Annotated in this window: 20 protein-coding genes; 7 read left to right on the forward strand and 13 right to left on the reverse strand. The window is 67.2% G+C overall.

Annotated features, from left to right (window positions below):
• Positions 1 to 28: 28 nt before the first annotated feature.
• From AB4Y67_RS06035 to speB, 9 genes are all read right to left on the reverse strand, one after another.
• The gene (locus AB4Y67_RS06035; RefSeq protein WP_441404883.1) at positions 29 to 2,260 is read right to left on the reverse strand and encodes an McrB family protein; all 2,232 of its coding nucleotides are present in this window, start codon (positions 2,258 to 2,260) and stop codon (positions 29 to 31) included.
• Positions 2,261 to 2,363: 103 nt separating this feature from the next.
• Complete coding sequence (locus AB4Y67_RS06040) at positions 2,364 to 2,642, reverse strand: hypothetical protein (RefSeq protein WP_441404884.1); 279 nt, start codon at positions 2,640 to 2,642, stop codon at positions 2,364 to 2,366.
• 121 nt (positions 2,643 to 2,763) lie between these two features.
• Positions 2,764 to 3,192: an acyl-CoA thioesterase gene (locus AB4Y67_RS06045; protein ID WP_441405012.1), complete on the reverse strand. Its 429-nt coding sequence runs from the start codon at positions 3,190 to 3,192 to the stop codon at positions 2,764 to 2,766.
• Between the two features lie 74 nt (positions 3,193 to 3,266).
• On the reverse strand, positions 3,267 to 5,198 hold the full coding sequence (locus AB4Y67_RS06050) for an ABC transporter ATP-binding protein (RefSeq protein WP_441405013.1): 1,932 nt from the start codon (positions 5,196 to 5,198) through the stop codon (positions 3,267 to 3,269).
• Positions 5,199 to 5,344: 146 nt separating this feature from the next.
• Positions 5,345 to 7,078 carry an ABC transporter ATP-binding protein gene (locus AB4Y67_RS06055; RefSeq protein ID WP_441404885.1) on the reverse strand — a complete coding sequence of 578 codons (1,734 nt, stop codon included), beginning with the start codon at positions 7,076 to 7,078 and terminating at the stop codon, positions 5,345 to 5,347.
• 256 nt (positions 7,079 to 7,334) lie between these two features.
• Positions 7,335 to 9,050 carry an MFS transporter gene (locus AB4Y67_RS06060; protein ID WP_441404886.1) on the reverse strand — a complete coding sequence of 572 codons (1,716 nt, stop codon included), beginning with the start codon at positions 9,048 to 9,050 and terminating at the stop codon, positions 7,335 to 7,337.
• A gap of 10 nt (positions 9,051 to 9,060) precedes the next feature.
• Positions 9,061 to 9,540, reverse strand: coding sequence for a MarR family winged helix-turn-helix transcriptional regulator (locus tag AB4Y67_RS06065; RefSeq protein WP_441404887.1), 480 nt, complete (start codon positions 9,538 to 9,540; stop codon positions 9,061 to 9,063).
• 185 nt (positions 9,541 to 9,725) lie between these two features.
• Positions 9,726 to 11,390, reverse strand: a complete 1,665-nt coding sequence (locus AB4Y67_RS06070) for a thiamine pyrophosphate-binding protein (protein ID WP_441404888.1) — start codon at positions 11,388 to 11,390, stop codon at positions 9,726 to 9,728.
• Positions 11,387 to 12,475 carry an agmatinase gene (speB, locus tag AB4Y67_RS06075; protein ID WP_441404889.1) on the reverse strand — a complete coding sequence of 363 codons (1,089 nt, stop codon included), beginning with the start codon at positions 12,473 to 12,475 and terminating at the stop codon, positions 11,387 to 11,389. The genes AB4Y67_RS06070 and speB overlap by 4 nt, the downstream gene beginning before the upstream one ends.
• Before the next feature lie 669 nt (positions 12,476 to 13,144).
• Here speB and AB4Y67_RS06080 point away from each other — a divergent pair.
• Positions 13,145 to 13,969 (forward strand): DUF559 domain-containing protein, encoded by an 825-nt coding sequence (locus AB4Y67_RS06080; RefSeq protein WP_441404890.1) that lies wholly within the window; start codon positions 13,145 to 13,147, stop codon positions 13,967 to 13,969.
• Between the two features lie 143 nt (positions 13,970 to 14,112).
• Here AB4Y67_RS06080 and AB4Y67_RS06085 read toward each other — a convergent pair whose 3' ends face one another.
• Positions 14,113 to 14,688, reverse strand: a complete 576-nt coding sequence (locus AB4Y67_RS06085; protein ID WP_066433908.1) for a helix-turn-helix domain-containing protein — start codon at positions 14,686 to 14,688, stop codon at positions 14,113 to 14,115.
• A 302-nt stretch (positions 14,689 to 14,990) separates the two neighbouring features.
• Between AB4Y67_RS06085 and AB4Y67_RS06090 the strand changes: the two genes are divergently transcribed.
• On the forward strand, positions 14,991 to 16,514 hold the full coding sequence (locus tag AB4Y67_RS06090; RefSeq protein WP_441404891.1) for a sodium:solute symporter: 1,524 nt from the start codon (positions 14,991 to 14,993) through the stop codon (positions 16,512 to 16,514).
• Positions 16,515 to 16,697: 183 nt separating this feature from the next.
• Here AB4Y67_RS06090 and AB4Y67_RS06095 read toward each other — a convergent pair whose 3' ends face one another.
• The gene (locus AB4Y67_RS06095; RefSeq protein ID WP_441404892.1) at positions 16,698 to 16,931 is read right to left on the reverse strand and encodes a hypothetical protein; all 234 of its coding nucleotides are present in this window, start codon (positions 16,929 to 16,931) and stop codon (positions 16,698 to 16,700) included.
• A gap of 275 nt (positions 16,932 to 17,206) precedes the next feature.
• Here AB4Y67_RS06095 and AB4Y67_RS06100 point away from each other — a divergent pair, with 275 nt between their 5' ends.
• Positions 17,207 to 18,364, forward strand: coding sequence for a VIT1/CCC1 transporter family protein (locus AB4Y67_RS06100; RefSeq protein ID WP_441404893.1), 1,158 nt, complete (start codon positions 17,207 to 17,209; stop codon positions 18,362 to 18,364).
• Entirely contained in the window at positions 18,364 to 19,272 is a 909-nt protein-coding gene (locus tag AB4Y67_RS06105) for a matrixin family metalloprotease (protein WP_441404894.1), read from the forward strand. The genes AB4Y67_RS06100 and AB4Y67_RS06105 overlap by 1 nt, the downstream gene beginning before the upstream one ends.
• 4 nt (positions 19,273 to 19,276) lie before the next feature.
• Here AB4Y67_RS06105 and AB4Y67_RS06110 read toward each other — a convergent pair whose 3' ends face one another.
• Both AB4Y67_RS06110 and AB4Y67_RS06115 read right to left on the reverse strand, forming a co-directional pair.
• Positions 19,277 to 20,410 (reverse strand): LOG family protein, encoded by a 1,134-nt coding sequence (locus tag AB4Y67_RS06110; protein ID WP_441404895.1) that lies wholly within the window; start codon positions 20,408 to 20,410, stop codon positions 19,277 to 19,279.
• An 8-nt stretch (positions 20,411 to 20,418) separates the two neighbouring features.
• On the reverse strand, positions 20,419 to 20,919 hold the full coding sequence (locus AB4Y67_RS06115; RefSeq protein ID WP_441404896.1) for a polyketide cyclase / dehydrase and lipid transport: 501 nt from the start codon (positions 20,917 to 20,919) through the stop codon (positions 20,419 to 20,421).
• Positions 20,920 to 20,972: 53 nt separating this feature from the next.
• Between AB4Y67_RS06115 and AB4Y67_RS06120 the strand changes: the two genes are divergently transcribed.
• From AB4Y67_RS06120 to iolB, 3 genes are all read left to right on the forward strand, one after another.
• A complete protein-coding gene (locus tag AB4Y67_RS06120) occupies positions 20,973 to 21,761 on the forward strand; it encodes a gamma-glutamyl-gamma-aminobutyrate hydrolase family protein (RefSeq protein ID WP_441404897.1) in 789 nt (262 codons plus the stop codon).
• Positions 21,762 to 21,937: 176 nt separating this feature from the next.
• Positions 21,938 to 22,678, forward strand: a complete 741-nt coding sequence (locus AB4Y67_RS06125; protein WP_441404898.1) for a GntR family transcriptional regulator — start codon at positions 21,938 to 21,940, stop codon at positions 22,676 to 22,678.
• A 100-nt stretch (positions 22,679 to 22,778) separates the two neighbouring features.
• Positions 22,779 to 23,675: a 5-deoxy-glucuronate isomerase gene (iolB, locus tag AB4Y67_RS06130; RefSeq protein ID WP_441404899.1), complete on the forward strand. Its 897-nt coding sequence runs from the start codon at positions 22,779 to 22,781 to the stop codon at positions 23,673 to 23,675.
• Positions 23,676 to 23,724: the final 49 nt, after the last annotated feature.

Raw genomic sequence — 23,724 nt, forward strand, 5'->3', positions numbered from 1 at the left:
TGCGCCGTGGCCGGCGGGCTTCGGCTGGCTAGGCGCGCGCAAGGCGGTCAAGCAGCGGGTCCAGCCCGAACCGCTCCTCCAGCTGGGCCCGGTTCAGCTGGCCGTGGTAGTGCTCCTCCAGCAGCGGCATCAGCTCGTACTTCCAGATCCGGCGCAGGCCCTTGGGCGTCTGGGCGGACTTCTTCATGAAGTAGGACGGGCCGATCATGAGGTCCCGGTCCCACTCATCGATGGCGTCGTTGAGAGCGTCCATCAGCAGGGCCGGCGTCGTATCCAGGTCGCGGGCCTGCAGGAAACGCAGCAGTGAGCCCTTCACCGGCTCGGTCTTGGGGTGCAGCTCAATGAAGGAGAAGCGGCGGCGGATGGCGGCATCCATCATCGCGATGGACCGGTCCGCGGTGTTCATGGTGCCGATGATGTAGAGGTTGTCCGGCAGTGTGAACGGCTCGTTGGGGCTGTACTGCAGGTAGATCCTGTCGTCGCGGTATTCGAGCAGGAAGTACAGCTCTCCGAACACCTTCGCGAGGTTCGCCCGGTTCATCTCATCAATGATCAGGAAGTACGGCTTGCTCTCATTCCCGGGCTTGGCCGCCTCTTCGGCGATCCGGCGCAGCGGCCCGGCCACGAGTTTGAAGGACACCTGGCCCTCTTCGGTCTTGTCCGGGCGGAAACCCTCGAAGAAGTCCTCATAGGCGTACGAGGGGTGGAACTGCACCAGCTTGACGCGTTCGTCGGTGGTGTCGCCGGCGAGCTGGGCGGCCAGGTGCTTGGCCAGGTAGGTCTTGCCCGTGCCGGGCGGGCCGTACAGCACCAGCTGCCGGTTCTCCTCCAGCAGTTCGGCGATCTCCTGCAGCGGCTCCAGGTCCATGTGCAGCGACGCGGCGAACTCCGGCGTCAGCGGGCGGAACCCTTCAATGGCAGGTTCGACGACGGCGGCCGGCTCGGTGCCGTCGCCGGGCTCGGCTTCCGCTTCCGCGGGCAGCAGCGCTTCAAGGGCCTGGATGACACGGGTGATGTCCACGATGATGCCGGAGGTGGCCAGCTGCCGCTGCACGTGGCGGGGCAGCTCGGTCATGTTGTGGGTTTCGTCGAACCAGCGGACCTTGCGGCGCAGCCGGCGGTTGTCCTCGTGGTGCTCAGGCTCACCGAGAACCACCCCCACCCGGACGGTGCCGGCGCTCTGGTACAGGGTCAGGTCGCCGGGCTTCATCACGGTCAGGAAGGCGAAAACAGCGGTCTTGGTGTCCTCCCGCTCCACGTAGCCGAGGTGCTTGTAGTCCTCGTCCACGGCGTGCTGGACCAGCCCCGCGGTGACGCCGGGGTCCAGCAGGCGGAGGTGCTCGACGTCGAGCGTTACCGACTCCTCCGCCTGCCAGGCGCCGAGGAGGTCGGTGTTGTCGTGGTGGGTGCGCAGCAGCCAGGCACGCCGGCCGGGGTCGCCCACCTTTCGCCACTGGCTCACTAGCTGCCGGGAGTACCAGTCGATCCTTTGCCCGGCCTGTTCGTCGAGGTGCAGCCGGATGCGGTGGATGTCCGCGGAGATTTCCTCGTCCGTATCGCCCTTCGCCCCGCCCACCAGGGAGGCAAACGCGTCGCGGATCTCCTGGCGCTCGACGTCAGCCACCACCGGCTCGAAGTAGCTGGGCCAGACCAGGAATTCGATGCTGCGGCGGATGGCCGGCTGGTCATCGGGGGCGCCGGCCACCAGCTGGTGGAAGGCCAGCGGATCCTTCAYGGCCGCCGCGACGGCGCCGGGCGGACGCTGGGCGACGTGCTGCACGAACCGGCAAAGCCATTTCAGGTGGTCCCAGATGGTCCAGTTGAACTCAGCGGTGCGGTCACGGATGACGCCGTGATCGGTCATGCCGGCGAACAGCTCGTCCGGCAGTTCCAGCGGCGGCTCCAGCCAGGACGCGGCCTCCGCCACCCGTGCGCGTTTGACCTTGAGGGATTTCACCTCGTGGGCCAACGGCAGGGACTGCAGGAACAGCAGCTCCACGGCCAGCTGCTTGGCGCCGCGGGACGCGTCCTGGAGGTTCTGCCGCAGGTTGGTCATCATGGGGGCTTTGGGATCCGGGACCCCGCGTTCGAGGCGGTCCAGCAGCTCCGCGGCGGCCTGCACCGACCACGTTTTGGTGCGTCCGTCCAAGGCGGACGGCTTGCCATGCAGCCCAGGCCCCAAGACAAACCACGCAGCGTCTTCGATCTCCTTGGAGATGCCGAGGGCGCGGTGCATGGCAGGCTTTTTGGATGGGGTCATGCTTTCAATTTACAGGCTTAAGCTGACAGCCCGCATCACGGTGCGCCCGGAACCTACTGAGAAGTAGGTCCGGAAGAGCGGCCAGCCTCCCATTCAGCCGTCGCTATTTGACGGCGGGATGCCGCTTGACGCCAAAGGTGAAGTAGCTGCCCGGCCCGACGAAGTTGATCAGCGTGGCGACGCGCCACATCGCCTTGCTGCCGCGGATCTGATCCGCCGGGCGTCGCGTGATGTCCGTCTGGGCCGCGACAAGCAGCGACAGCTGGACGGCGGCGGTGGTGATGGTTCCAAACTTCGCCGCCGGCGAGAGGTCTTTCCACGCCTTCTTCCGGGCGTAGTTCTTGCGCTTGTTCGCCATCATCTGTGCTCGTTTGTTCGCCATGATCCGCGCTCCTTGGCTTCGGGGCTGACTGCCCTCAGATTGTTCATTCTAGGGACGATACGTAGAGCGAGGTAGAGGCCATGGGACCGGTTCTGCCCGGCACGCTGGGAGGAAGCTTGGCTCATCCGGAGTGAACCGGCGTGAACCGGGCGAGCTTCCCTTTCTGCTCCGGCGTCAGCCTGAGCACCCTTCCGGTGGCCTCGTCAACGAACGCCAGATGGCTMGTGGCCCGGACGCAGTCCTCCCGGGTGACGGGATCCTGGACGAGGTAGTGGATGTCGAAGCTGGCACCCTTCACCGCGCCGATCCACAGCTGGACCAGGGCCGGCACATTGCGGTACTCGAGCGTCCGCACGTAGCGAATCTTGTGCTCCACGATCAACGCGAGCGTCCCCTCCGGGACCTCGTTGAAGAGAGGAACCGGAGGCTCAAGGCCCGGCAGCCCGGAGCCCCGGGGCGGCCCGAAAGCCGCGATGCGGGCCTCCTCGAGGATCCGGACGATCTGGACGTTGTTGATGTGGCCGTAGGCGTCCATGTCGCCCCAGCGCATCGGGATCTGCACCTCGATGCGCCGGGCCTGCACGGACGCTGGCTCTGCGGACTCTGCCGCACGGCCGTCGGTGCTCAGTTGTGCACCGCTGTCGCGTCGTCCTCGAGCACCTGGTCGGCGTCCTCACCGGCGAACTGGGACATGTACAGGCGGTAGTAGGCGCCCTTGAGGTCCAGCAGCTGGGCGTGGGCACCCTGCTCCACGATCCGGCCGGCCTCCATCACCAGGATGGTGTCGGCGTCGCGGATGGTGGAGAGACGGTGGGCGATCACGAAGCTGGTGCGGTCGGTGCGCAGGGCGGCCATCGCCTTCTGGACGAGCACTTCGGTACGGGTGTCCACCGAACTGGTGGCCTCGTCCAGGATCAGGAGCGAAGGATTGGCCACGAAGGCCCGGGCAATGGTTATCAGCTGCTTCTCGCCGGCGCTGACGTTGTTGCCTTCCTCGTCGATGACGGTGTTGTAGCCGTCCGGCAGGGCGCGGACGAAGCGGTCGACGAAGGTGGCCTTCGCCGCCTCCATCACCTGTTCCTCGGTGGCGTCCAGCTTGCCGTAGCGGATGTTGTCGTAGATCGACCCGCCGAACAGCCAGGCATCCTGCAGCACCATGCCCACCTTGGCGCGCAGTTCCGCGCGGCTCAGATGGGTGATGTCGACGCCGTCGAGGGTGATGCTGCCGTCCTGGAGCTCGTAGAAGCGCATCACGAGATTCACCAGGGTGGTCTTGCCGGCACCGGTGGGGCCGACGATCGCGACGGTGTGCCCGGGCTCGGCCGTAAAGGACAGGTCCTCAATCAACGGCTTGTCCGGGGTGTAGCTGAAGGTGACGTTGCGGAACTCGACGTGGCCGTCGGTCTTGGCCGGCAGCTGCTCGGTGGCGGTCTCGGCGTCCTGCTCGTCGGCGTCGAGGAATTCAAAGACCCGCTCCGCGGAGGCGACGCCGGACTGGAGCATGTTGGCCATGCCCGCCATCTGGCCCAGCGGCTGGGTGAATTCGCGCGAGTACTGGATGAACGCGGTGGCGTCGCCCAGGCTCATCGCGCCGGAAGCCACGCGGAGACCGCCGACGACGGCGATGCCGACGTAACTGAGGTAGGACACGAACTGCATGACCGGCATGATCATGCCGGAGACGAACTGCGCCCCGAAGCTGGCCTTGTAGAGGGCCTCGTTCCGCTCGTCGAAGCGTTCCAGCATGTCGGCGTCTCGGCCGAAGACCCGGACCAGGTCGTGGCCGGAGAAGGACTCCTCGATCTGGCCGTTGAGCTCGCCAGTGTTCTTCCACTGGGCGGCGAAGAGCTTCTGGCTGCGGGAGCCGATGATACCGGCGGCGACAGCCGAGAGCGGCAGCGCGACCAGGGCAATCAGCGCCAGCTGCCAGGACACGATGAACATCATGATGACGATGCCGATGACCGTCAGCGCCGAGTTCACCAGTTGCGCGAAGGCCTGCTGCAGCGCCTGCTGGATGTTGTCCACGTCGTTCGTTACACGGGAGAGGATGTCGCCCCGTTGGCGGGTGTCGAAATAGTTCAGCGGGAGCCTGTTGAGCTTCTTCTCGGTATCGTCACGCAGCTTGCGGACAACCCGCATGACCAGGATGTTCAGGACATAGCCCTGCAGCCAGAGGAAGATGTTGGCGACGAAGTACATCACCAGGACCACGCTGATCAGGAACGCGAGCTCCTGGAAATCGATGCCGACGCCGGGGACAACGTCCATCTTGGAGAGCATGTCCGCGAAGTTGTCCTGCCCCTGGGCGCGCAGGCCCTCGACGAACTGCTCCTTGGTGCCGCCGGCCGGCAGCTGCTTGCCGACGACGCCGCCGAAGATCACGTCCATCGCCTGGCCGAGGATCCGCGGCGCCACGACGTTGAGGACCACGGCGACCGTCACCATCGCAAGCACGACGATGATGCCTGCCCGCTCCGGCTTCAGCAGGCCCATCAGCCGCTTCGCGGAGGGCCAGAAATGCTGGGCCTTCTTGGCCGGAATGTCGCCGAACATGCCGCCGTCGGCCTCGCCAGGCCGGTATTCCTCTTCGTAGAAATCGTCGTCCGGATCCGCGCCGGGGACCTGCGGGTCGGAGAGCTGGGATTCGGCGGCCGGCTCGGCCTGCTTTCCGGCGTTTGGCGAGACGTTCTCTTTGGTGCTCATGCCACTGCCTCCGCGGTCAGCTGGGATTCGACAATTTCCTGGTAGGTACTGGAAGTCTCCAGCAGTTCTTCGTGCGTGCCGCGGTCCACGATCCGTCCGTTGTCGAGGACCAGGATCTGGTCGGCGTCGGCGATAGTAGAGACGCGCTGGCCGACGATGATCACGGTGGCATCGGCGGTTTTCGCCTTCAGTGCCCGGCGGAGCCTGGCGTCTGTGGCGACGTCGAGGGCGGAGAAGGAGTCGTCAAACAGGAAGACCTTCGGCTCGGTGACGAGGGCGCGGGCAATGCAGAGCCGCTGGCGCTGGCCGCCCGAGACGTTGGTGCCGCCCTGGGCAATCCGGGAGCCGAGTCCGTTCTTCTTCTCGCGCACAAAGTCTGCGGCCTGGGCCACGGTCAGCGCGTCCCACAGTTCCTCGTCCGTGGCCTCGGGCTTGCCGAAGCGCAGGTTGTGTTCGATGGTCCCCGAGAACAGGTAGGGCCGCTGCGGCACCATGGCGACGCGCTCGGTGATTTCCGCCCGGTCCAGCTGCGTGACGGGGACGCCGTCGAGCAGCACCTCCCCCGAGGCGGCGTCGTAGAGGCGGGGCAGCAGGGAAAGCAGGCTGGACTTGCCGGCGCCGGTGGAGCCGATGATCGCCACGGTCTGGCCGGGCTCAGCGGTGAAGCTGATGTCGCTCAGCACCGGCGCCTCGGCGCCGGGGTAGGCGAACGACACGTTCCGGAACTCGACGCGGCCCGCCTTTGCGGCCGGCGCCACGGGAGTGAGTGCCTCGTGGATGGAAGGTTCGACGTCGAGCACCTCGCCGATGCGGTCCGCGCAGACCGAGGCGCGCGGAATCATCATGGCCATGAAGGTACCCATCATGACCGCCATCAGGATCTGCAGTAGGTACTGCAGGAAGGCCGTAAGCTGGCCGACCTGCATTTCGCCCGCGTCGACCCGCTGCCCGCCGAACCACAGCACGGCGGCGGTGGAGATGTGCAGGATCATGCCGATAGCCGGGAACATCAGCACGAAGAGCGCACCGATTTTCAGCGAGACATCGGTCAGTTCCTTGTTGGCCGCGCCGAACCGCTCGGCCTCGTGGGGTTCGCGGACGAAGGCACGGACGACGCGGATGCCGATGATCTGCTCGCGGAGGATGCCGTTGAGCCGGTCGATCTTGACCTGCATGGACCGGAAGAGCGGCATCAGACGGACCACGAGGTAGCCCACCACCACGATGAGCACCGGCACCGAAACCCAGACCAGCCAGGACAGGTTGAGGTCCTCGCGGACGGCCATGAAGATGCCGCCGATGCACATGATGGGTGTGGCCACCATGAAGTTCAGGCCCATCAGCATCAGCATCTGCACCTGCTGGACGTCGTTGGTGCCGCGCGTGATCAGCGTCGGGGCGCCGAAAACGTTGACGTCCTTCGCGGAAAAACTCGTGACCTTCCGGAACACGCCGCGGCGCAGGTCGCGGCCGAAAGCCATGGCGGCCTTGGACCCGAAGTACACCCCGGCGATCGCGGTGGCGACCTGGATCAGCGCTACGCCGAGCATCACGCCGCCGGTGCGCCAGATGTAGTCCGTGTCGCCGCGGGAGACGCCCTCGTCAATGATCTGCGCGTTCAGGCTAGGAAGGTACAGCGCCGCGATGGTAGAGGCGAGCTGGAAGAAAATGACTGCCCAGATGTATGGCAGATACGGCTTCGAATAGCGCCGTATGAGAGTGACAAGCATGCCCACGAGTCCTTAAGGAAATACCGAATAAATGAGGCTGGAGAAGGTTCTGGCGAGGGAACATCCACCGGATGCTCCTATTACTAGCAGAGGGGGCCGACAGCCATAGCCATCCAACTGTACGAAACGACCGGCCCGCGGGGAACATCTGCGGCGGAAAATCATCCATACGGCGTACTTTCGCTCCGCTAATTCCCGTCGAGCCCGCGGCCGCCCCTGTCCGGGACGGCCGCGGAACCGCCAGCTTGCAGCCCGCTCAGTCGCCCAAGCGGTGGCTTTCGCGCTCCCGGCTGAGCACGTCGACGAATTCCCGGTCGAGGTCGACGATTCCGGTCCCGGCCACGGGGCTGGCGGATGCCGCCGAGGCGGGGGCCGCCGACTCAACCGCAGTCGCGGCGGACGGGGCCTGGCCGCCGTCGCCCTTTACTGAAGGGCTGACGATGTCCACGGTGCGCCGCAGCGGCTGTTCCTTGATGAAGAGGATCGCCACCAGGGCAACCAGGCCGATGATCGCGGAAATCATGAAGATCTGGGCGGTCGCGTCGCCGTAGGCGGCCCGCATGATTTCGCGGACGGGCTGCGGCATGTCCTTCAGGTCCATGCTGGAGCCGGCGCCCCCGCCGACGGGGATCCCCGCGGAGGCGAGTCCCTCGGTGGCGAGTACCTTGACCCGGTTGGCCATGACGGCGCCCAGGACAGAGACACCGATGGCGCCACCGACCGACCGGAAGAACGCCACCGAGGCGCTGGCGGTTCCGATGTCGCTGGCCCGCACGGTGTTCTGCACGGCCAGGACAAGGTTCTGCATCAGCAGGCCCAGGCCGAGGCCGAGGATCGCGGTGAAGACACCGGTCTGCCAGAGTTCGGTGGTGTGATCGATGGTTCCGGTCAGTCCGAGGCCGCTGATCAGCAGGATGGCTCCCGCGATCAGGTACCGCTTCCATTTTCCGGTCCGGCTGATCAGTTGCCCGGAAACCACGGAACCGATGAGGTTGCCGGCGATCATGGGCAGGGTCAGGAGGCCCGCTTCGGTGGGCGACGCGCCGCGTGCCACCTGGAAGTACTGTCCGAGGAAGGTGGACGAACCGAACATCCCGACGCCGACCGCGATTGAGGCCAGGATGGCGAGGGCGGTGGTGCGCTGCGAAATGATCTTCAGCGGAATGATGGGCTGCGACACCTTGGATTCCACCAGGACGAGCAATGCCAGCAGGACGACGCCGCCGCCCACCATGGCCACACTCTGCCAGGACCACCAGTCGTAGTAGTCCGGGTTGCCGGCGAACGACACCCAGATCAGCAGCAGGCTCACGCCGGAGGTCAGCAGGATGGAGCCGAGCCAGTCAATTTTCGCGGGGCGCCTGACGTGCGGCAGTTTCAGGGTGACCTGCAGCAGAATCAGGGCGATCACGGCCAGCGGGACGCAGACGAAGAAGGTCCAGCGCCAGCCCAGCGGGCTGTCCACGATGAAACCGCCGAGCAGCGGTCCGCCGGCGGTGCCCACGGCCATGACGGCGCCCATGTAGCCGGAGTACTTGCCGCGGTCGCGGGGCGGGATGATGGAGCCGATGATGGCCATGGCCAGCGCGGTGAGCCCGCCCATGGCAACGCCCTGGATGACGCGGGCGGTCAGCAGCAGCGGGATGGTCTCCGACAGGCCCGCCATGACGGACCCGGCCACGAAGATCACGATGCTGAGCTGGACCAGGAACTTCTTGTTGAAGAGGTCGGCCAGCTTGCCCCAGATCGGGGTGGTCGCGGCGTTGGCCAGCAGGGCCGCGGTGATGACCCACGCGAAGTCGGTCTGGGTCCCGTGCAGCTCGGACATGATCGTGGGCAGGGCGTTCGCCACGATAGTGCTGCTGATGATCGCGGTGAAGAATGCGGCCAGCAGGCCGGTCAGGGCTTCCATGATCTGGCGGTGGGTCATCACCGCCGGCGGTGCGGGGGGCTGTTCTGTGATTGCTGCCATGGGGCGTTCCTTAAACAATGTCGGTCGTGGTGGTGGATCCGGCCGTCGTTGCCCGGGCTGATGTCCTGAGGGACTCAGCAAGTTTCTGGAGGGTGTTCGTTGTCTCTGCGACGTCCTGCTCGCTCCAGTCCTGCAGGAAGCCAAGGAGGGCGGCGGCGCGCTGCTCCTCGATGAAACGGAGCTTCTCGACTCCTGACGCGGAGAGCGCGATCAGCTGCGCCCGTCCGTCCAGGGGGTCGGGCCGGCGGATCACGTAGCCCTGTTCCTCCAGTTCGGCGATGTGCCGGCTGAGGACGGGGGCGCTGACTCCGAGCCGGTCCGCGAGCGTGGTGGCACGGGCTTCCCCCTCCCCCACGAAACGCAGCACGCCCTGGAGGGCCACACCTGTGTCCTCGCCGCGAAGCTTTACGGCGGCTACGCAGCGGACGGCGCGCTGCAGATCAAAGATCTGGTGGACGAGTTTGGCTGCGGTGTCCGGCGCGACTGCCATCACGGCTCCCTACTTCTTGCCTTTGCAGGCCTTGCTTGCCTTAGGCAACAAATATAGCAGGAAATTAGTTACTTTGGGAAACTAACCCTGTTTTCGGGGGTGCCGCCGGCTTAAACGCCGGCGCGGACCGGCAGCAGTGCTGCCGGTCCGCGCTGAGCGTTTTCCAGTGGGAGTCGCGTAGTCGCTCAGGCCTCCAGGTGGGTGGGGGCGAACATCTGGAGCAGGGTTTCGACGACGACGACGTTCGGTCCGTCGGCGGCGAAACCGGCTTTGAGCGCGTCCCCGACGTCCTCGGGGGCAACCCGGACGGCAGGAACACCGAAGGCCTCGGCCAGCTTGACGAAATCGGGGCGGGCGAGCTCCGTGGCGGTGGCCTTGCCGAAGGCGCCCACCATGTATTCGCGCAGGATGCCGTAGCCGCCGTCGTCGACAATCAGCCAGGTAACCGGGACGTTGTGCTGCTTGGCCGTGGCCAGTTCGGAGATGGAGTACATCGCCGATCCGTCGCCCGAGACGGCGAGCACGCGCGCCGAGCCGCCGGGCTTGCCGGTTGTTTCCAGGCCGACGGCGCCGCCGATCGCCGCGGGGAAGCCGAAGCCGAGTCCGCCGGCGCCCTGCGCGGAGTGGAACTGGCCCTCGCGGGCGTCCCAGCAGCTCCAGGCCCAGTAGGCGGAGATGGTCATGTCCCAGAACGTCTGCATGGCGGCGGGGACGGCCTCCCGGATGTCCGCCATGAACTTGAGTTCCTTGCCGAGGTCCTGGGATTCCAGCCGGGCCTTGACCTTGGCCAGGGTTTCCTTGACCAGCGTCTCCGGCGAGGTGCCGTGCCAGTCCGCACGCTCCCCGTGCGGTTCCGTCAGGGCGGCGTCGAGGGCGGCGAGCGCCTGGCCGGCGTCGGCCCGGATGCCGAGGCCGGGCCGGTTGGATTCCAGTACGCGGGGTTCTGCATCGATCTGGATGATCCGGCCGCGCGGCTCGAAGGTGAAGTAGTTGGAGGTGACTTCGCCCAGCGAGGAGCCGATCACGATCAGCACGTCGGCGTCCTCGAGGAGCTCCGTCATGTGCTGGTCCTCGATCCAGGACTGCAGCGAGAGCTCATGGTTCCAGGGGAATGCGCCGTTGCCGCCGGGGGTGCAGATGACCGGAGCCCGGAGCTTCTCCGCAATGGAGAGCAGGGAGTCCTCGGCCCGGCCGCGTCGGGTGCCGCCGCCGGCGATGATGGCGGGACGTTCCGCCGTCGACAGCCATTTCACGGCCTCGCGGACGAGTTCGACGCGGGGCGGATTGTCGGCCGCTTCGGCGAGGGCGTCCTCCACCGGGGGAACCATGATGGGATCCAGCAGCACGTTCTGCGGAATTTCCAGCCACACGGGGCCCTGCGGCGAGGAGATGGCCTCGGTCCAGGCGTCCTGGATGGCGGAGGGGATGCCCGAGGCGTGCTGGATCAGCCGCTGGCTCTTGGTGACGTTCGCGGCCGAGGCCTTCTGGTCATCGAGCTGGTGCAGCATGCCCTTGCGGCGCGCGCCGAGTCCTTCCAGCGGGATCTGGCTCGCCACGACCACCATGGGAACACCGGTGGCGTAGGCCTCCTGCAGCCCGGCCAGGGACGTCAGCGCGCCCGGGCCGGTGGAGAGGAAGAGGACGCCGACCTCGCCGGTGGTGCGGGAGTAGCCGTCGGCGGCGAAGGCCGAGTTGTTCTCCACCCGGGAGGAGACGAAGTGCAGGTTGCCGCGGCCCATGGCGTCGAAGAGGCCCAGGGCGTGCTGGCCCGGGATGCCGAAGACGGTTTTGGCCCCGAGGGCCTCGAGGGTCTCGACGACGAGGTCGCCGCCGTTGCGCACGCCGGTCACTGGGACACCCCGCTCTCGACACGCTGGGACGCCGGCGCCGCGAAGCCGGCCGGGCGGTGGGATTCCTGGCCGAGGGCCTGGGCGGCGTAGCCGTTGGCTGCACCGAAGCGGTCGCCTTCCACCGCGCGGTCCGCCATCAGGGTGACGAGCTCGTAGGCAACATGGCTGGCGGCGACACCGGTGATGTCCGCGTGGTCGTACGCGGGGGCCACCTCGACGATGTCGGCCCCGACCAGGTTCATGCCGCGGAAGCCGCGGATGATCTCCAGCAGCTCGCGGCTGGTGATGCCGCCGGCTTCCGGGGTTCCGGTGCCGGGCGCGTGGGCGGGATCGAGCACGTCGATGTCCACCGAGATGTAGAGCGGACGGTTGCCGATCCGGTCGCGGACCTTGGCGACAGTTTCCAGTACACCCTGGTAGTAGACGTCGGCGGAGGTGACGATGCCGAAGCCGAAGCGGTGGTCGTCGTCGAGGTCCTTCTTGCCGTAGAGCGGGCCGCGGGTGCCGATGTGGCTGATGGCCTCGGTGTCCAGGATGCCTTCCTCGACTGCGCGGCGGAAGGGCGTGCCGTGGGTGTATTCGGCGCCGAAGTAGGTGTCCCAGGTGTCCAGGTGCGCGTCGAAGTGCAGCATCGCGACGGGCTCACCGGCTCGTTCGGCGGCGGCACGCAGCAGCGGGAGCGCGATGGTGTGGTCCCCGCCGAGGGTCACCAGCTTGCTGCCGGAGGCGGTCAGGTCCAGGGCGTTCTGCTGGATGGTCTCGATCGCTTCATTGATATTGAAGGGATTGACGGCCATGTCGCCGGCGTCGGCCACCTGGATGTTTTCGAAGGGGCTGACGTCCCAGGCCGGGTTGTACGGGCGCAGCAGGCGGCTGGCCTCGCGGATGTGATTGGACCCGAAACGGGCGCCGGGGCGGTACGAGACGCCCGAGTCGAAGGGCACGCCCACAACGGTGACGTCCGCCTTGGCGACCTGGTCCAGCCGCGGCAGGCGCGCATAGGTGGCGGCTCCCGCGTAGCGCGGAATGCGGGATGAATCGATGGGGCCAAGGTTGCCATTGGCCTCGATGCGCAGCTCTTCCAAAAGAAAGCCTCTCCTTCGAGGATTGACCGACGGGTGTGACAGCCATCATACACTCGAAGTTGTCCCTTGTGCATCAAATGTTTACTTGTGCGCCAAGCCTGGTGGCGGCGGGCGGAGGCGGGCGGGCCACTGGCGGGCTGAGACGGCGGGCCACTGTTGACGGGCGCAGCTGGGTAGGCGGCGATGGACTGAGATAGGCGGCGTTGACGCTCCTGCCCAGTTACTTACGCTCGCAACCCGCCACCGCCTCGCAAAACCACGGAAATCCGGGGGCTGCGTTTGTCTGGGGCCGGTCCTGCCGGGAGTAACTGGGCAGGAGCGTGGCCGAATGTCCTGCTGATCTAATTGAACATTTCTGGGGCACCCGCCAAGCCCATGTTCAGGCTCGACCCCTCGGGCTGGCTGGGTCTGGTCGCCAGGGCGGCCGACGGCCGGGACGAGCCGTTGGCCTGCGCTCCAGCCCAGTTACTTCCAGCCGCAGGCCGCCCGCGCCGCGCGATTTCGCGGAAAACCGGGGGCTGTGTTGGATTGGGGCCGGCGCCGCGGAGAGTAACTGGGCAGGACCGCGGCCGGGCCAGGGGCACCGAGCCACGAAGTTGTGGGCGTGACTTATCCAGATAGCCCAATCCGCCGGCGCTTTCCAGGCCGTCGCGGCCGTGTACTGGCTGGATGGACCCCTTGGACTTCCTGACCCAGCTCGGCGGCGTCGCCCGGACCGGGCAACTGTTGGCCGCCGGCTACTCCCGGACGGACATTTCCCGGCTGGCCACGGTTGTCTGCCAGCCCCGGCGCGGCGTCTTTATCCTCCCCGAGTGCCAACCCGAGTTCGGGGCCGCGATCCGGCACAACGCCCGGGTCAGCTGCGCGAGCGCGGCGGGACATTACGGTCTCTGGCTGCGAGAGGCCCCGGCCCGCCACCACCTCGCGTGCAACCACGGCCGCGGAGATGGCTTCATCCGGCACCGGACGGTCCGGTTCGACGGTCATCCCACGCTGCCGTTGGCCGGGATCGAGGACGTGGTGCTGCATGCAATAATGTGCCTCGCTCCCCCGGCATCAACAGCCATCGCCACCTCTGCCATGCGCCTGCATGGCGTCCCGCTCGAGCTGTTGAAGGCCCAGCTCACAGCAGACCGGTCCGGCCGGGCTCTGAAAGCGCTGCACCAGTTGGATTTGCGGACTGAATCCATTGTTGAGGTCGACGCCCAGCACCTGTTCCGGTCCAACGGCATTGGCTACGACGCGCAGGTCTACCTGCCCGGGATCGGCCGGGTCGACTTCCTGATCGAGGGATATCTGATTGTCGAGGTGGATGGCTTCGCGTTCCATTCCAGCCGCGAGTCCCTGCGCCGGGACCTGGGCCGAAACAACGCCTCAACCCTGAGCGGCTTTGCCGTGCTCCGGTACATGCCCGAGCACATCTGGTTCGAACCGGAGCGCGTCCTGGCCGAGATCCGGGCGGTGCTGGGCCGGCGTCCACAGCTCGCGCGCTGACGCTCCTGCCTAGTTACTCCGGCGCCCACAAAGCGGTGCCCGCGGAATTCCGGGGACTGCCAACTGCTGCTGGCGGCCAGGATAGGGAGTAACTGGGCAGGAACGCAGCCACAAAGGTGCAGCCCCAACCCGGACCCGGAAACCTAGCGGCTCGCGGCGGGGACCAGCACCCAGAGGACCTCGACGGCGTCGTCAGTCGGGTTCACCCACGTGTGCGGCTCACGGCCCGGGAAGGTCACGGTGTCCCCCGTGTGCAGTTCGAATTCCTCATTGGTGAGAATCAGCCGGATGCTGCCCCGGACAACGTGGAGCACATCGACGTCGCAGTCCACCGCGTAGAGTTCCGATTCGCCGCGGCCGCGGGGCTCGATCACGGCCTGGATGATCTGTACGCGGCGCTCTGAGCGCGCGGTCAGGAGCCGCTCAACGATCCCCTCGCCGCCGAGCGAGATCCGCGGGCCTTCGTTCTTTTTGGTGAGATGCGTTTCCGGGGCGGCAAAAAGGTCGCCGATCGAAATGGAAAGTACCTGGCACAGTGTCACAAGGGACGCCACCGACGGAGAGGTGAGATCCCGCTCGACCCGGCTGAGGAATCCCTTGGTCAGCCCGGTGGCGTCGGCGACCTGCTCGATGGTGAGCCGCTGCGACTGCCGGGCGGCGCGGATCCGGGAACCGATGGCAACGGGAACGTTGCTCGGTTCTACTGGTAGAGCCTTCATTTAGGAACCTTTCACGGCCGGCCGCTCGGCCCCATCGTTGGAGCAATACTAGCGGGACGGCCCGTCGTGGACGCCGGATCCACCCGCGACGCGTAATGCGTCTTGACTGTTACCCGGATCACAACATACTGTTTGGCAACAAGTGTTGCCTATAGGGCAATAGCTGCCGAAAAGACACCTTACCCAAAGGACATTTCCGCCGGCAGTCAGTCACCGTACCCGTCAAGAAGCAGCTGATCCCCGGCGCCCTGCTGAGCGCCGGCCCGTTCAGCCCTGCTCCGAACAGCTCTGAGGAGCCCTTAATGGATGCAAGTTTCGTCAACATCGCCATTGTGGTGGTGTACCTGGTCGCCATGCTGGCGTTCGGGTGGTGGGGTAAGTCCCGCACCAAGAACAACAGCGACTTCCTGGTGGCCGGCCGCCGCCTCGGCCCGTTCCTCTACACCGGAACCATGGCCGCCGTCGTGCTCGGTGGCGCCTCCACCGTCGGCGGCGTCGGCCTGGGCTACAAGTTCGGCATCTCCGGCATGTGGCTCGTGGTCGCGATCGGCGTCGGCGTGCTGCTGCTCAGCCTGCTGTTCGCCAGCACCATCCAGAAGCTCAAAATCTACACCGTTTCCCAGATGCTGAGCCTGCGCTATGGCAGCCACGCCACCCAGACCTCCGGCATCGTGATGCTGGCCTACACGCTGATGCTCTGCGCCACGTCCACCGGCGCCTACGCCACCATCTTCGTGGTGCTCTTCGGCTGGGACCGCGCCCTCGCCATCGCCATCGGCGGCGCGATCGTCCTGGTCTACTCGACCATCGGCGGCATGTGGTCCATCACCCTGGCCGACCAGGTCCAGTTCGTCATCAAGACAGTCGGCATCTTCCTGCTGATGCTGCCGTTCACGCTCAACGCCGCCGGCGGCTTCGAAGGCATCCGTGCCCGCGTGGATGCCAGCTTCTTCCAGATTGACGGCATCGGCGTCCAGACCATCATCACCTACTTTGTGGTCTACACTCTCGGCCTGCTGATCGGCCAGGACATCTGGCAGCGCGTCTTCACAGCCAAGACCCCCACGGTCGCCCGCTGGGGCGGCGCCACCGCCGGCATCTACTGCATCCTCTACGGCGCTGCCGGCGCCCTGATCGGCCTCGGCGCCCGCGTCGCGCTGCCGAACATCGACGTCAAGGCCCTCGGCAAGGACGTTGTCTACGCCGAAGTTGCCACGCAGCTCCTGCCGATCGGCATCGGCGGGCTCGTCCTCGCCGCCGCCGTTGCCGCCATGATGTCCACCGCCTCCGGCGCACTGATCGCGGCCGCCACCGTGGCCCGCGCCGACGTGCTGCCGTTCGTCGCCAGCTGGTTCGGTAAGAACATCAACACCGATGACACGGACAACCCGGAGCACGACGTCAAGGCCAACCGCATGTGGGTCCTGGGGCTCGGCATCGTGGCGATCGTCATCGCCATCATCACCAAGGACGTCGTCGCGGCCCTCACCATCGCCTACGACATCCTGGTCGGCGGGCTCCTCGTTGCCATCCTCGGCGGCCTGGTCTGGAAGCGAGGAACCGGTGTTGCCGCGGCCGCCTCCATGGCCGTGGGCTCGGTCATCACCCTCGGCACCATGATCATCCTCGAGATCAACGCCGAGGTGCCGCTCGACGGCATCTACGCCAACGAGCCGATCTACTTCGGCCTGCTGGCCTCCGCGGTGGTCTACATTGCGGTGTCGCTGCTGACCAAGCCGACGGATCCCGCGGTCATGGCCAACTGGCACCGCCGGGTGGCCGGCGGCGCGGCCGGGGACGAACAGGTTCCTGTCCTGACCCACTAGGATCCTGGGCGCCAAGCGCCCGGTCTCGCCGTTGGATCCGCCGGGCTGAGGATCCCAACGGCAACTGAACCAACGACGACGGCGGTGCTTCCCTTCCGGGAGGCGCCGCCGTCGTCGTTCCACACGCCGTTCCAATGGCAGCCCCAAATACCGTAACTGCCGACGTCCATTAGGGAGCGCCGTTTACTCCGCTTCCTCCGGCTGGCGGAATTCGTCCCCGTCCCGGGGCGCCACCGGCTGGTCCTCGCCGAGGAAATCGTCCTTGTCCAGCGGAACCAGCCGATCGGCCTCTTCGAGCAGTTCCTCCTCCTCGGTCTCCGATGCATCGACAGGGGTGTCCTCCGCGTAGTCATAGGCCGGATCAGATTCGACCGTGTCCCTCGCCGGCTGGACGGGATGGGATCCGCTGTTGTCCATGGTGCAACCTCCGTAGGCCCTCGGTGGCGGCAGCAGGCTCCGGAGAACCCGCCGTGGATTTCATTCGAACACTGCCGCCCCGGACGGTCAAGGGCTCTACGGCCCGGGGCAAGTCCGGCTGCGGCCCGGCCCGGATTTGCCCCGCGGCGCCGTACTTTTTTTGCGGTCTGCCTAAACTCCGCGCTCAGGATCACCAGCCGAAAATCCGCGGAAATTCGCGGTACGCTGGAGACGCAACGGGGCCGAACCATGCCCTTTCAAGCCCAGGAGCTTCCGTGTCCCAGCACGCCACATCTGATCCCTTCAACACCGGACCCCAGAGCCCGGCACTCCGCCACGAGACTCCCGCTGCGGCGCCGAGCTCCGCGGACATCAAGCGGTGGCGGCAGTACCTCGCCGACGAACGGGCCGAAGCGGCCGTCTACCGGGACCTGGCCCAGAACCGCACCGGCGAAGAGCGCGACATCCTCCTCGCCCTGGCCGAAGCCGAGGGCCGCCACGAAGCCCACTGGCTCCAGCTGCTCGGCGACCAGGCGGGCCGCCCGCGCCCCGCCTCGCTCCGCAGCCAGCTGCTGGGCTTCCTGGCCCGCCACTTCGGCTCGGTGTTTGTCCTGGCCCTCGCCCAGCGGGCCGAAAGCCGCTCGCCGTATGCCACCGACCCCTCCGCCACGCCGGCCATGGTCGCCGACGAACAGATCCATGAGGAAGTGGTCCGGGGCCTCGCCACCCGTGGCCGCAACCGGCTGGCCGGCACCTTCCGCGCCGCCGTGTTCGGCGCCAACGACGGGCTGGTCAGCAACCTGTCCCTGGTCATGGGCATGGCCGCCTCCGGCGTGGGCAGTTCCGTGGTCCTGCTCAGCGGCGTCGCCGGGCTGCTGGCCGGCGCATTGTCCATGGGTGCCGGCGAATTCATCTCCGTGCGTTCCCAGCGCGAACTCCTGGCCGCGACCCGCCCCACCCAGATCACCCTGTCCGCCGCACCCTCGCTGGACATCGAACACAACGAACTTTTGCTGGTCTACCTTGCCCGCGGCATGTCGCGGGAAGCTGCAGAACACCGCGTCGCGGAGCGCATGGGCCTTCTGGACTGCGACTGCGATCCCAGCCTTTCCCTGCAGCCGGAGGTCCCGGAAACCCGGGACGAGCACGAAGCCGTCGGCACCGCCTGGAGCGCGGCGGCGTCGAGCTTCTGCTTCTTCGCGTCCGGCGCCATCGTGCCGATCCTCCCGTTCGTCCTGGGCATGACCGGAATTGCCGCCCTCGTGGTCTCCGCCGTCCTGGTGGGCCTGGCGCTCCTGGTCACCGGCGGCGTCGTAGGCCTGCTGTCCGGCACCTCGCCCGCAAGCCGCGGCCTCCGCCAGCTGGCGATCGGCATCGGCGCGGCCGGCGTGACCTATCTGCTGGGCATGGCCTTCGGCGCCGTGGTCGCCTAGTGGAGGGTCCTGAGTTCCGGGACCGGTCACCTCGGCACAGCCGCCCCCGTACCACATGGAGGATCTTCCGCGGCCTGGCGACCGCAGCGCTGATTGCCTGCGCCGCATTCCTGGCCGCCGGTTTCATCTACGGGGATCCGCGCTTCGCCGGACTCTTCGAAGTCAGCCGCGGCACCGGACCGGGCACGGCGATGGCAGGCCAGCCCGGCCAGCCGGCGTCGGCGGAGGCGGTGCGGACAGACACTCCCCCGCCCGGCGTCGAAGAGCAGGACAAACCGCTCGGACACCCGCAGAAACCGGCCGTTGCCAGCAGCTCGTACAAGTTCCTGGCCGTGAACGACGACGGCACCCCGGTGGGCTATTCGCCGTGCCGGCCGCTGCACTACGTAGTGAACGCGGCACTAGCGCCCGAGGGTGCCGAGCGTCTGGTCGAGGACGCGATCAGGACGATGTCCCGGGCGACCGGCATTAAGTTCGTCAATGACGGCGCGACCACCGAGGCGCCCTCCCAGTCCCGCGTCCCGTACCAGAAGGACGTTTACGGGGAACGCTGGGCGCCGCTGCTGATCGCGTGGACCACCCCGGACCAGGCGCCGCAGCTCAAGGGCCCGGTGATCGGCACGGGGGGCAGCACCCACTTCAGCTTCGGCGACGGGCCCAAGACCTTCGTCACCGGCAGCCTGGAACTCGATGCCCCGCAGATCGCAGAGGACCTGGGCCGGACGGACGGCGCAGCGTATGCCACCGCGGTGATCCTGCACGAGCTCGGCCACGTGATGGGGCTGGAGCATGTGAACGACCCGGTGCAGCTCATGTATCCGGAGATCGGCGCCCCGGACGGTCTGGCCGCCGGCGACCTGAACGGCCTGTACGAGCTGGGCAAGGCGCAGTGCCGCAAGGACCTCTAGGCGCCTAGCTGCCCAGGACGGCGAGCGCCTCTTCGACCGTGTCCACCAGGAAGATCCTGCTCTCCATCCGCCGTCCCGCCGCGAGGCTCTGCAGCAGGGGCCACACTGGGTAGCGCCGGAGCCAGTGCTCCTGCCCCACCAGCACCATCGGCATGATGGTTTCCGGCGTGCCGTAGTAGTTCTCGCAGGCGTCCTGGAAGATTTCCTGCACCGTGCCACCGGAGCCGGGCAGGAAGACAATGCCGCCGTTGCACAGTTCCAGCAGGACGGCCTCGCGGATGGCGTTCGCGAAGTACTTGGCAATGTGCGTGGCAAAGAAGTTCGGCGGCTCGTGCCCGTAGAACCAGGTGGGTATGCCCAGCGACGGTGTGCCGCCCGGGTGGCGTTCGACGACGGCGGCGGCGGAGCGCGCCCACGCCGAAACGGAGGGTCGGAATCCGGGGACCGCGGCGAGGTCGTCCAGGGCCCGCCGGAAGTCCTGCTCCGGGGCATCACTCAGGTAGGCGCCGAGGTTGGCAGCCTCCATGGTGCCGGGACCGCCGCCGGTGGCAACCACCCGGCCGTCCCTTGCCAGGAGCCGTCCCAGCAGCGCGGCTTCCTCGAAAACGGCGGAACCGCGGTGCGCGGCATGCCCGCCCATCACACCCACCATGGTCCGGCCGGCACAGAGTTCCGAGCGGGTCAGCTCATCGAGGGCATCGCCGATCGAATGGTCGTGCAGGGCCGCGGCCAGGGTCGCGTCCAGGCGATGGCGCTGTCCCGGCCGGATGCTCCACTGGTACACCCGGGCGTCCGGGGTGTCCTCATAGCGCGATTCGGTGATCCCCTCGTAGAGCTCCTGCGGAGTGTAAAGCCGCCCGCGGTAAGGGTTGAACGGTACTGCCTCAAGCTTGGGGAAGATGAGGGCGCCGCGGCTGCGCAGTGATTCTTCCACGCCGGCGTCGAAGGTGCACCCGAGGAAAATTCCGCCCTGCGCCTGCATGGCGTCGAGCTGCGCCGTACGTCCGCGCAGGTCCAGCGACTGGGCATGCCAGCCCTGCATGGACCTCGCCCCGGCCGCGACCAGCCGGTCGAAGCCGTCCAGGCTTTCGATCTCCAGCGTGCGCGGACTGGGGTGCAGGCTGCGGGCGGCACTCATCCGGGCGCCTAGCGGAGTTGATCCGGGCCGGGACTTGACCCTGCGCCGGATGCGGCCTCGGAATTCATGTAGGCGTCCAGCTTGGCGAGGGTCTGCTCGATGTTGGCCGGGTGGCGGCGGACGTAGCCGGCCAGGCGCAGCAGGATCCTGGCGCGCACTTCCCGCGCGTCCCACTGCTCGGTAACGAGGGTCCCGGGGTTGCCTGCGGCGTCCGCCGCAGGCTCCAGCAGGTAGCGCCAGACGTGGCCACCGAAGTGCCGCCACGCGATCCGCCGGCCTTCCTCGAACTCGCAGACCGTGTTGAGGATCTTGTAGTCCATCTTCATGTTCATTTCCATGCCGAACTTGGCCCCAAGCGCGAGCCGTTCCGGGCCGCGCGGCTGGGCACCCTTGACGGTGTCGGAACCGTCAATCACGCTGTGCAGCGCGGGAGTGGCGAGCACCTCGAAGATGGCCTCCGGAGCGGCCGCGATGAAGCGGCTGCGGGACACGAGATATCTGTTCGTCATCCGGCAATCCTAGTCCTGCGTTGTGGGGCAGAAATTGTGGTGCAAAATAAATCATGCAGACTCCACCCCTCCCCCGCAGCAGCCGGCCACGCATCGGCATTCCCGTCCGGCTCAGCAGTTCCACGGACCCGGATCCGCGGGTGGCGGAGGCCAATGGGCTCTTCGACTACATTGTGGACCTGGTGCGCGACGGCGGCGGCGAACCGGTGCTGCTCACGTCACCGGACGAGCCTCTCGAGGCCCTCGACGGCGTCGTCCTTCCGGGCGGCGGCGACCTGGACCCCCGGCTCTACGGCGAGGTGCCCGGTGATGCCTGCTACGACGTCAGCCATGCCCAGGACGAACTGGACCTGGCGGTGGCGCGGCGGTCGATCGACGCCGGGCTGCCGGTGTTTGGCGTTTGCCGGGGGCACCAGTTGCTCAACGTCCTTTACGGGGGAACGCTGATCCAGGACATGGATCCGGGGACCGTGGCGCACCGGGAGCCCACGCCCGTGCAGGGCGCCGGCCCGTGGGCGTGGCACGAGGTCGAGGTGCAGGGCGGAACCAAGGTGGCTGGACTGTACGGCGGCCCTGGGGACGGCGCGACGGGGAATAGCGGCAAGGGGCACGGCGCCGCAAACATCACGGTCAAGATTGCCTCCGGCCACCACCAGGCAGTGGCCCGGGTCGCCGAAGGACTCGTGGTGACAGCGGTTGCCGAAGACGGGACCGTAGAGGCGCTGGAGGACCCGGAGCGCTGGGTCGCGTCAGTGCAGTGGCATCCCGAGGCGCTGGAACTCCCGGCCGAAGAACGGCTCACCCCGTTCCGGGCGTTTGTCGACGTTTGCCGGCGCCGGTAAATCCGCGCGTACTAGCTCCTGACATCCCCGGTAGCCCCCTGATACCATCTACTTAGGCAGTATGTCCTATCAAGAGAACATGCGGCTGCAAAACATAAGCCGACAAACAATCGGCGGCCGCACCGGGTTTCCGGTCCGGGGCACAAGGGAGCGCTTCAACAGTGGCGATGCAAAAAGTGGCTAATCAACTCAATCTCAACATCGACCGGTCCTCTCCGGTGCCGCTCTACCACCAGGTGGTCCAGGGCATCGAGGCCGCGATCCACGGCGGGGTGCTTCCCCCGGGCAGCCGGCTCGACAACGAGATCGACCTTGCCGCGCAACTGAACCTCTCCCGCCCCACTATGCGCAAGGCCATGGACGAACTGGTCCGCTCGGGCCTGCTGGTGCGCAAGCGCGGCGTCGGCACGCAGGTGGTTTCGAGCCAGGTCCGGCGGCCCCTTGAGCTGTCCAGCCTCTTTGATGACCTCAGCAACAACGGCAGCAAGCCCACCACAGAGGTGCTGAGCTTCTCTCACGATGAGGCCGACGCCGCCACCCGGGCGGCGCTCCAGCTTCCCGTCGGCGCGAAGGTCTACCACTTCACCCGGCTCCGGAAGGTCGGCGGAAAACCGCTGGCGCTGATGGAGAACTGGGTGCGCGATGACATCACCGCCATCGACGAGGCGCTCCTGGGCTCCCAGGGCCTCTATGGGATCCTGCGCAACGGCGGCGTGAACTTCCGGCTCGCCTCGCAGCGGATCGGCGCCATGATCGCCAACGACTACCAGGCGCCCCTGCTGGAAACCACCCCCGGCTCGGCCCTCGTCACCATGGAGCGCACCGCAGTTGATGACACCGGACGCCAGGTGGAGACCGGCCACCACGTCTACCGTGCCGATTCCTACAGCTTCGAAATGACGCTGGTCCAGCGCTAGACGCTGCCCGCGCCGGGCTCCCGGGCACTCCCCGCCGTCCTGAACCAAACCCGCATACATCCGTGCAGTCCTCCGGCACGGCAACGAAAGGGCAGAACTCATGGCCAATTGGGTCTATCCGCTTGGCACCGCCACCCAGGGAAAATGGGACGTCTCGCTCGGCACCGCCGATTCCACTCTTGAGGTGGAGGGCTGGGCCCACACCGGCCTGAAGGTCGCCACGCTGGGTGCGGCGGCCGCCGTCGAACTTCCCGCCGCGGATGAGGAACGCATTGTGGTCCCGCTCAGCGGCTCCTTCACCGTGTCGGTCGAGGGCGAGGAATACCGGCTGGCCGGCCGGGCCAGCGTCTTCAGCGGTCCCAGCGACGTCCTGTATTCGGGCACCGGTAAGGCCGTGACCATCACGTCGCCCGACGGCGGACGCGTCGCCGTGGCCACCGCTCCCGCCAAAGCGTCCTACCCCACCCGCCTCATCACGGCCGCGGAGACGCCGGTGGAACTGCGCGGAGCCGGCAACTGCTCCCGCCAGGTCCACAACTTCGGCACGCCCGCGGCACTGGAGGCGGACCGCTTCATCGTGTGCGAGGTCCTGACCCCGGCCGGCAACTGGTCCTCCTATCCCCCGCACAAGCACGACGAGGAAAAGGACGGCGAGACCAACCTCGAGGAGATCTACTACTTCGAAACCCGGGCCGCTCCGGGCCACCCGGCGCGGCCGGGCCCGGTGGACGCGATCGGCTACCAGCGGGTCTACGCCTCCGATGAGCGGCCCATCGACGTTTCCGCCGAGGTGCGGACCGGCGACGTCGTGCTGGTGCCCTACGGCTGGCACGGTCCGGCGATGGCGGCCCCGGGCTACGACCTGTACTACCTCAACGTGATGGCGGGCCCCGGCCCGGTCCGCGACTGGCTGATCAGCGACGACCCGCACCACGGCTGGATCCGCCAGACCTGGGAGGGCCAGGATCTCGACCCGCGGCTGCCGTTCGGCGCCTGAAACGGCAGAGTCTGGCGAAGACTAAACAACCCCGGAGCCTGACGGCTTC

It is taken from the genome of Arthrobacter sp. YAF17 (assembly GCF_052113365.1).
Taxonomy (GTDB): domain Bacteria; phylum Actinomycetota; class Actinomycetes; order Actinomycetales; family Micrococcaceae; genus Arthrobacter.

Bases quoted from the DNA above. Each gene is read 5' to 3' on its own strand.
- AB4Y67_RS06040 (WP_441404884.1), bottom strand. From the start codon at position 2,642: ATGGCGAACAAACGAGCACAGATGATGGCGAACAAGCGCAAGAACTAC.
- AB4Y67_RS06050 (WP_441405013.1), bottom strand. From the start codon at position 5,198: ATGTTCGGCGACATTCCGGCCAAGAAGGCCCAGCATTTCTGGCCCTCC.
- AB4Y67_RS06055 (WP_441404885.1), bottom strand. From the start codon at position 7,078: ATGCTTGTCACTCTCATACGGCGCTATTCGAAGCCGTATCTGCCATAC.
- AB4Y67_RS06060 (WP_441404886.1), bottom strand. From the start codon at position 9,050: ATGGCAGCAATCACAGAACAGCCCCCCGCACCGCCGGCGGTGATGACC.
- AB4Y67_RS06065 (WP_441404887.1), bottom strand. From the start codon at position 9,540: ATGGCAGTCGCGCCGGACACCGCAGCCAAACTCGTCCACCAGATCTTT.
- AB4Y67_RS06080 (WP_441404890.1), top strand. From the start codon at position 13,145: ATGGACCCCTTGGACTTCCTGACCCAGCTCGGCGGCGTCGCCCGGACC.
- AB4Y67_RS06085 (WP_066433908.1), bottom strand. From the start codon at position 14,688: ATGAAGGCTCTACCAGTAGAACCGAGCAACGTTCCCGTTGCCATCGGT.
- AB4Y67_RS06090 (WP_441404891.1), top strand. From the start codon at position 14,991: ATGGATGCAAGTTTCGTCAACATCGCCATTGTGGTGGTGTACCTGGTC.
- AB4Y67_RS06095 (WP_441404892.1), bottom strand. From the start codon at position 16,931: ATGGACAACAGCGGATCCCATCCCGTCCAGCCGGCGAGGGACACGGTC.
- AB4Y67_RS06110 (WP_441404895.1), bottom strand. From the start codon at position 20,410: ATGAGTGCCGCCCGCAGCCTGCACCCCAGTCCGCGCACGCTGGAGATC.
- AB4Y67_RS06115 (WP_441404896.1), bottom strand. From the start codon at position 20,919: ATGACGAACAGATATCTCGTGTCCCGCAGCCGCTTCATCGCGGCCGCT.
- AB4Y67_RS06120 (WP_441404897.1), top strand. From the start codon at position 20,973: ATGCAGACTCCACCCCTCCCCCGCAGCAGCCGGCCACGCATCGGCATT.
- iolB (WP_441404899.1), top strand. From the start codon at position 22,779: ATGGCCAATTGGGTCTATCCGCTTGGCACCGCCACCCAGGGAAAATGG.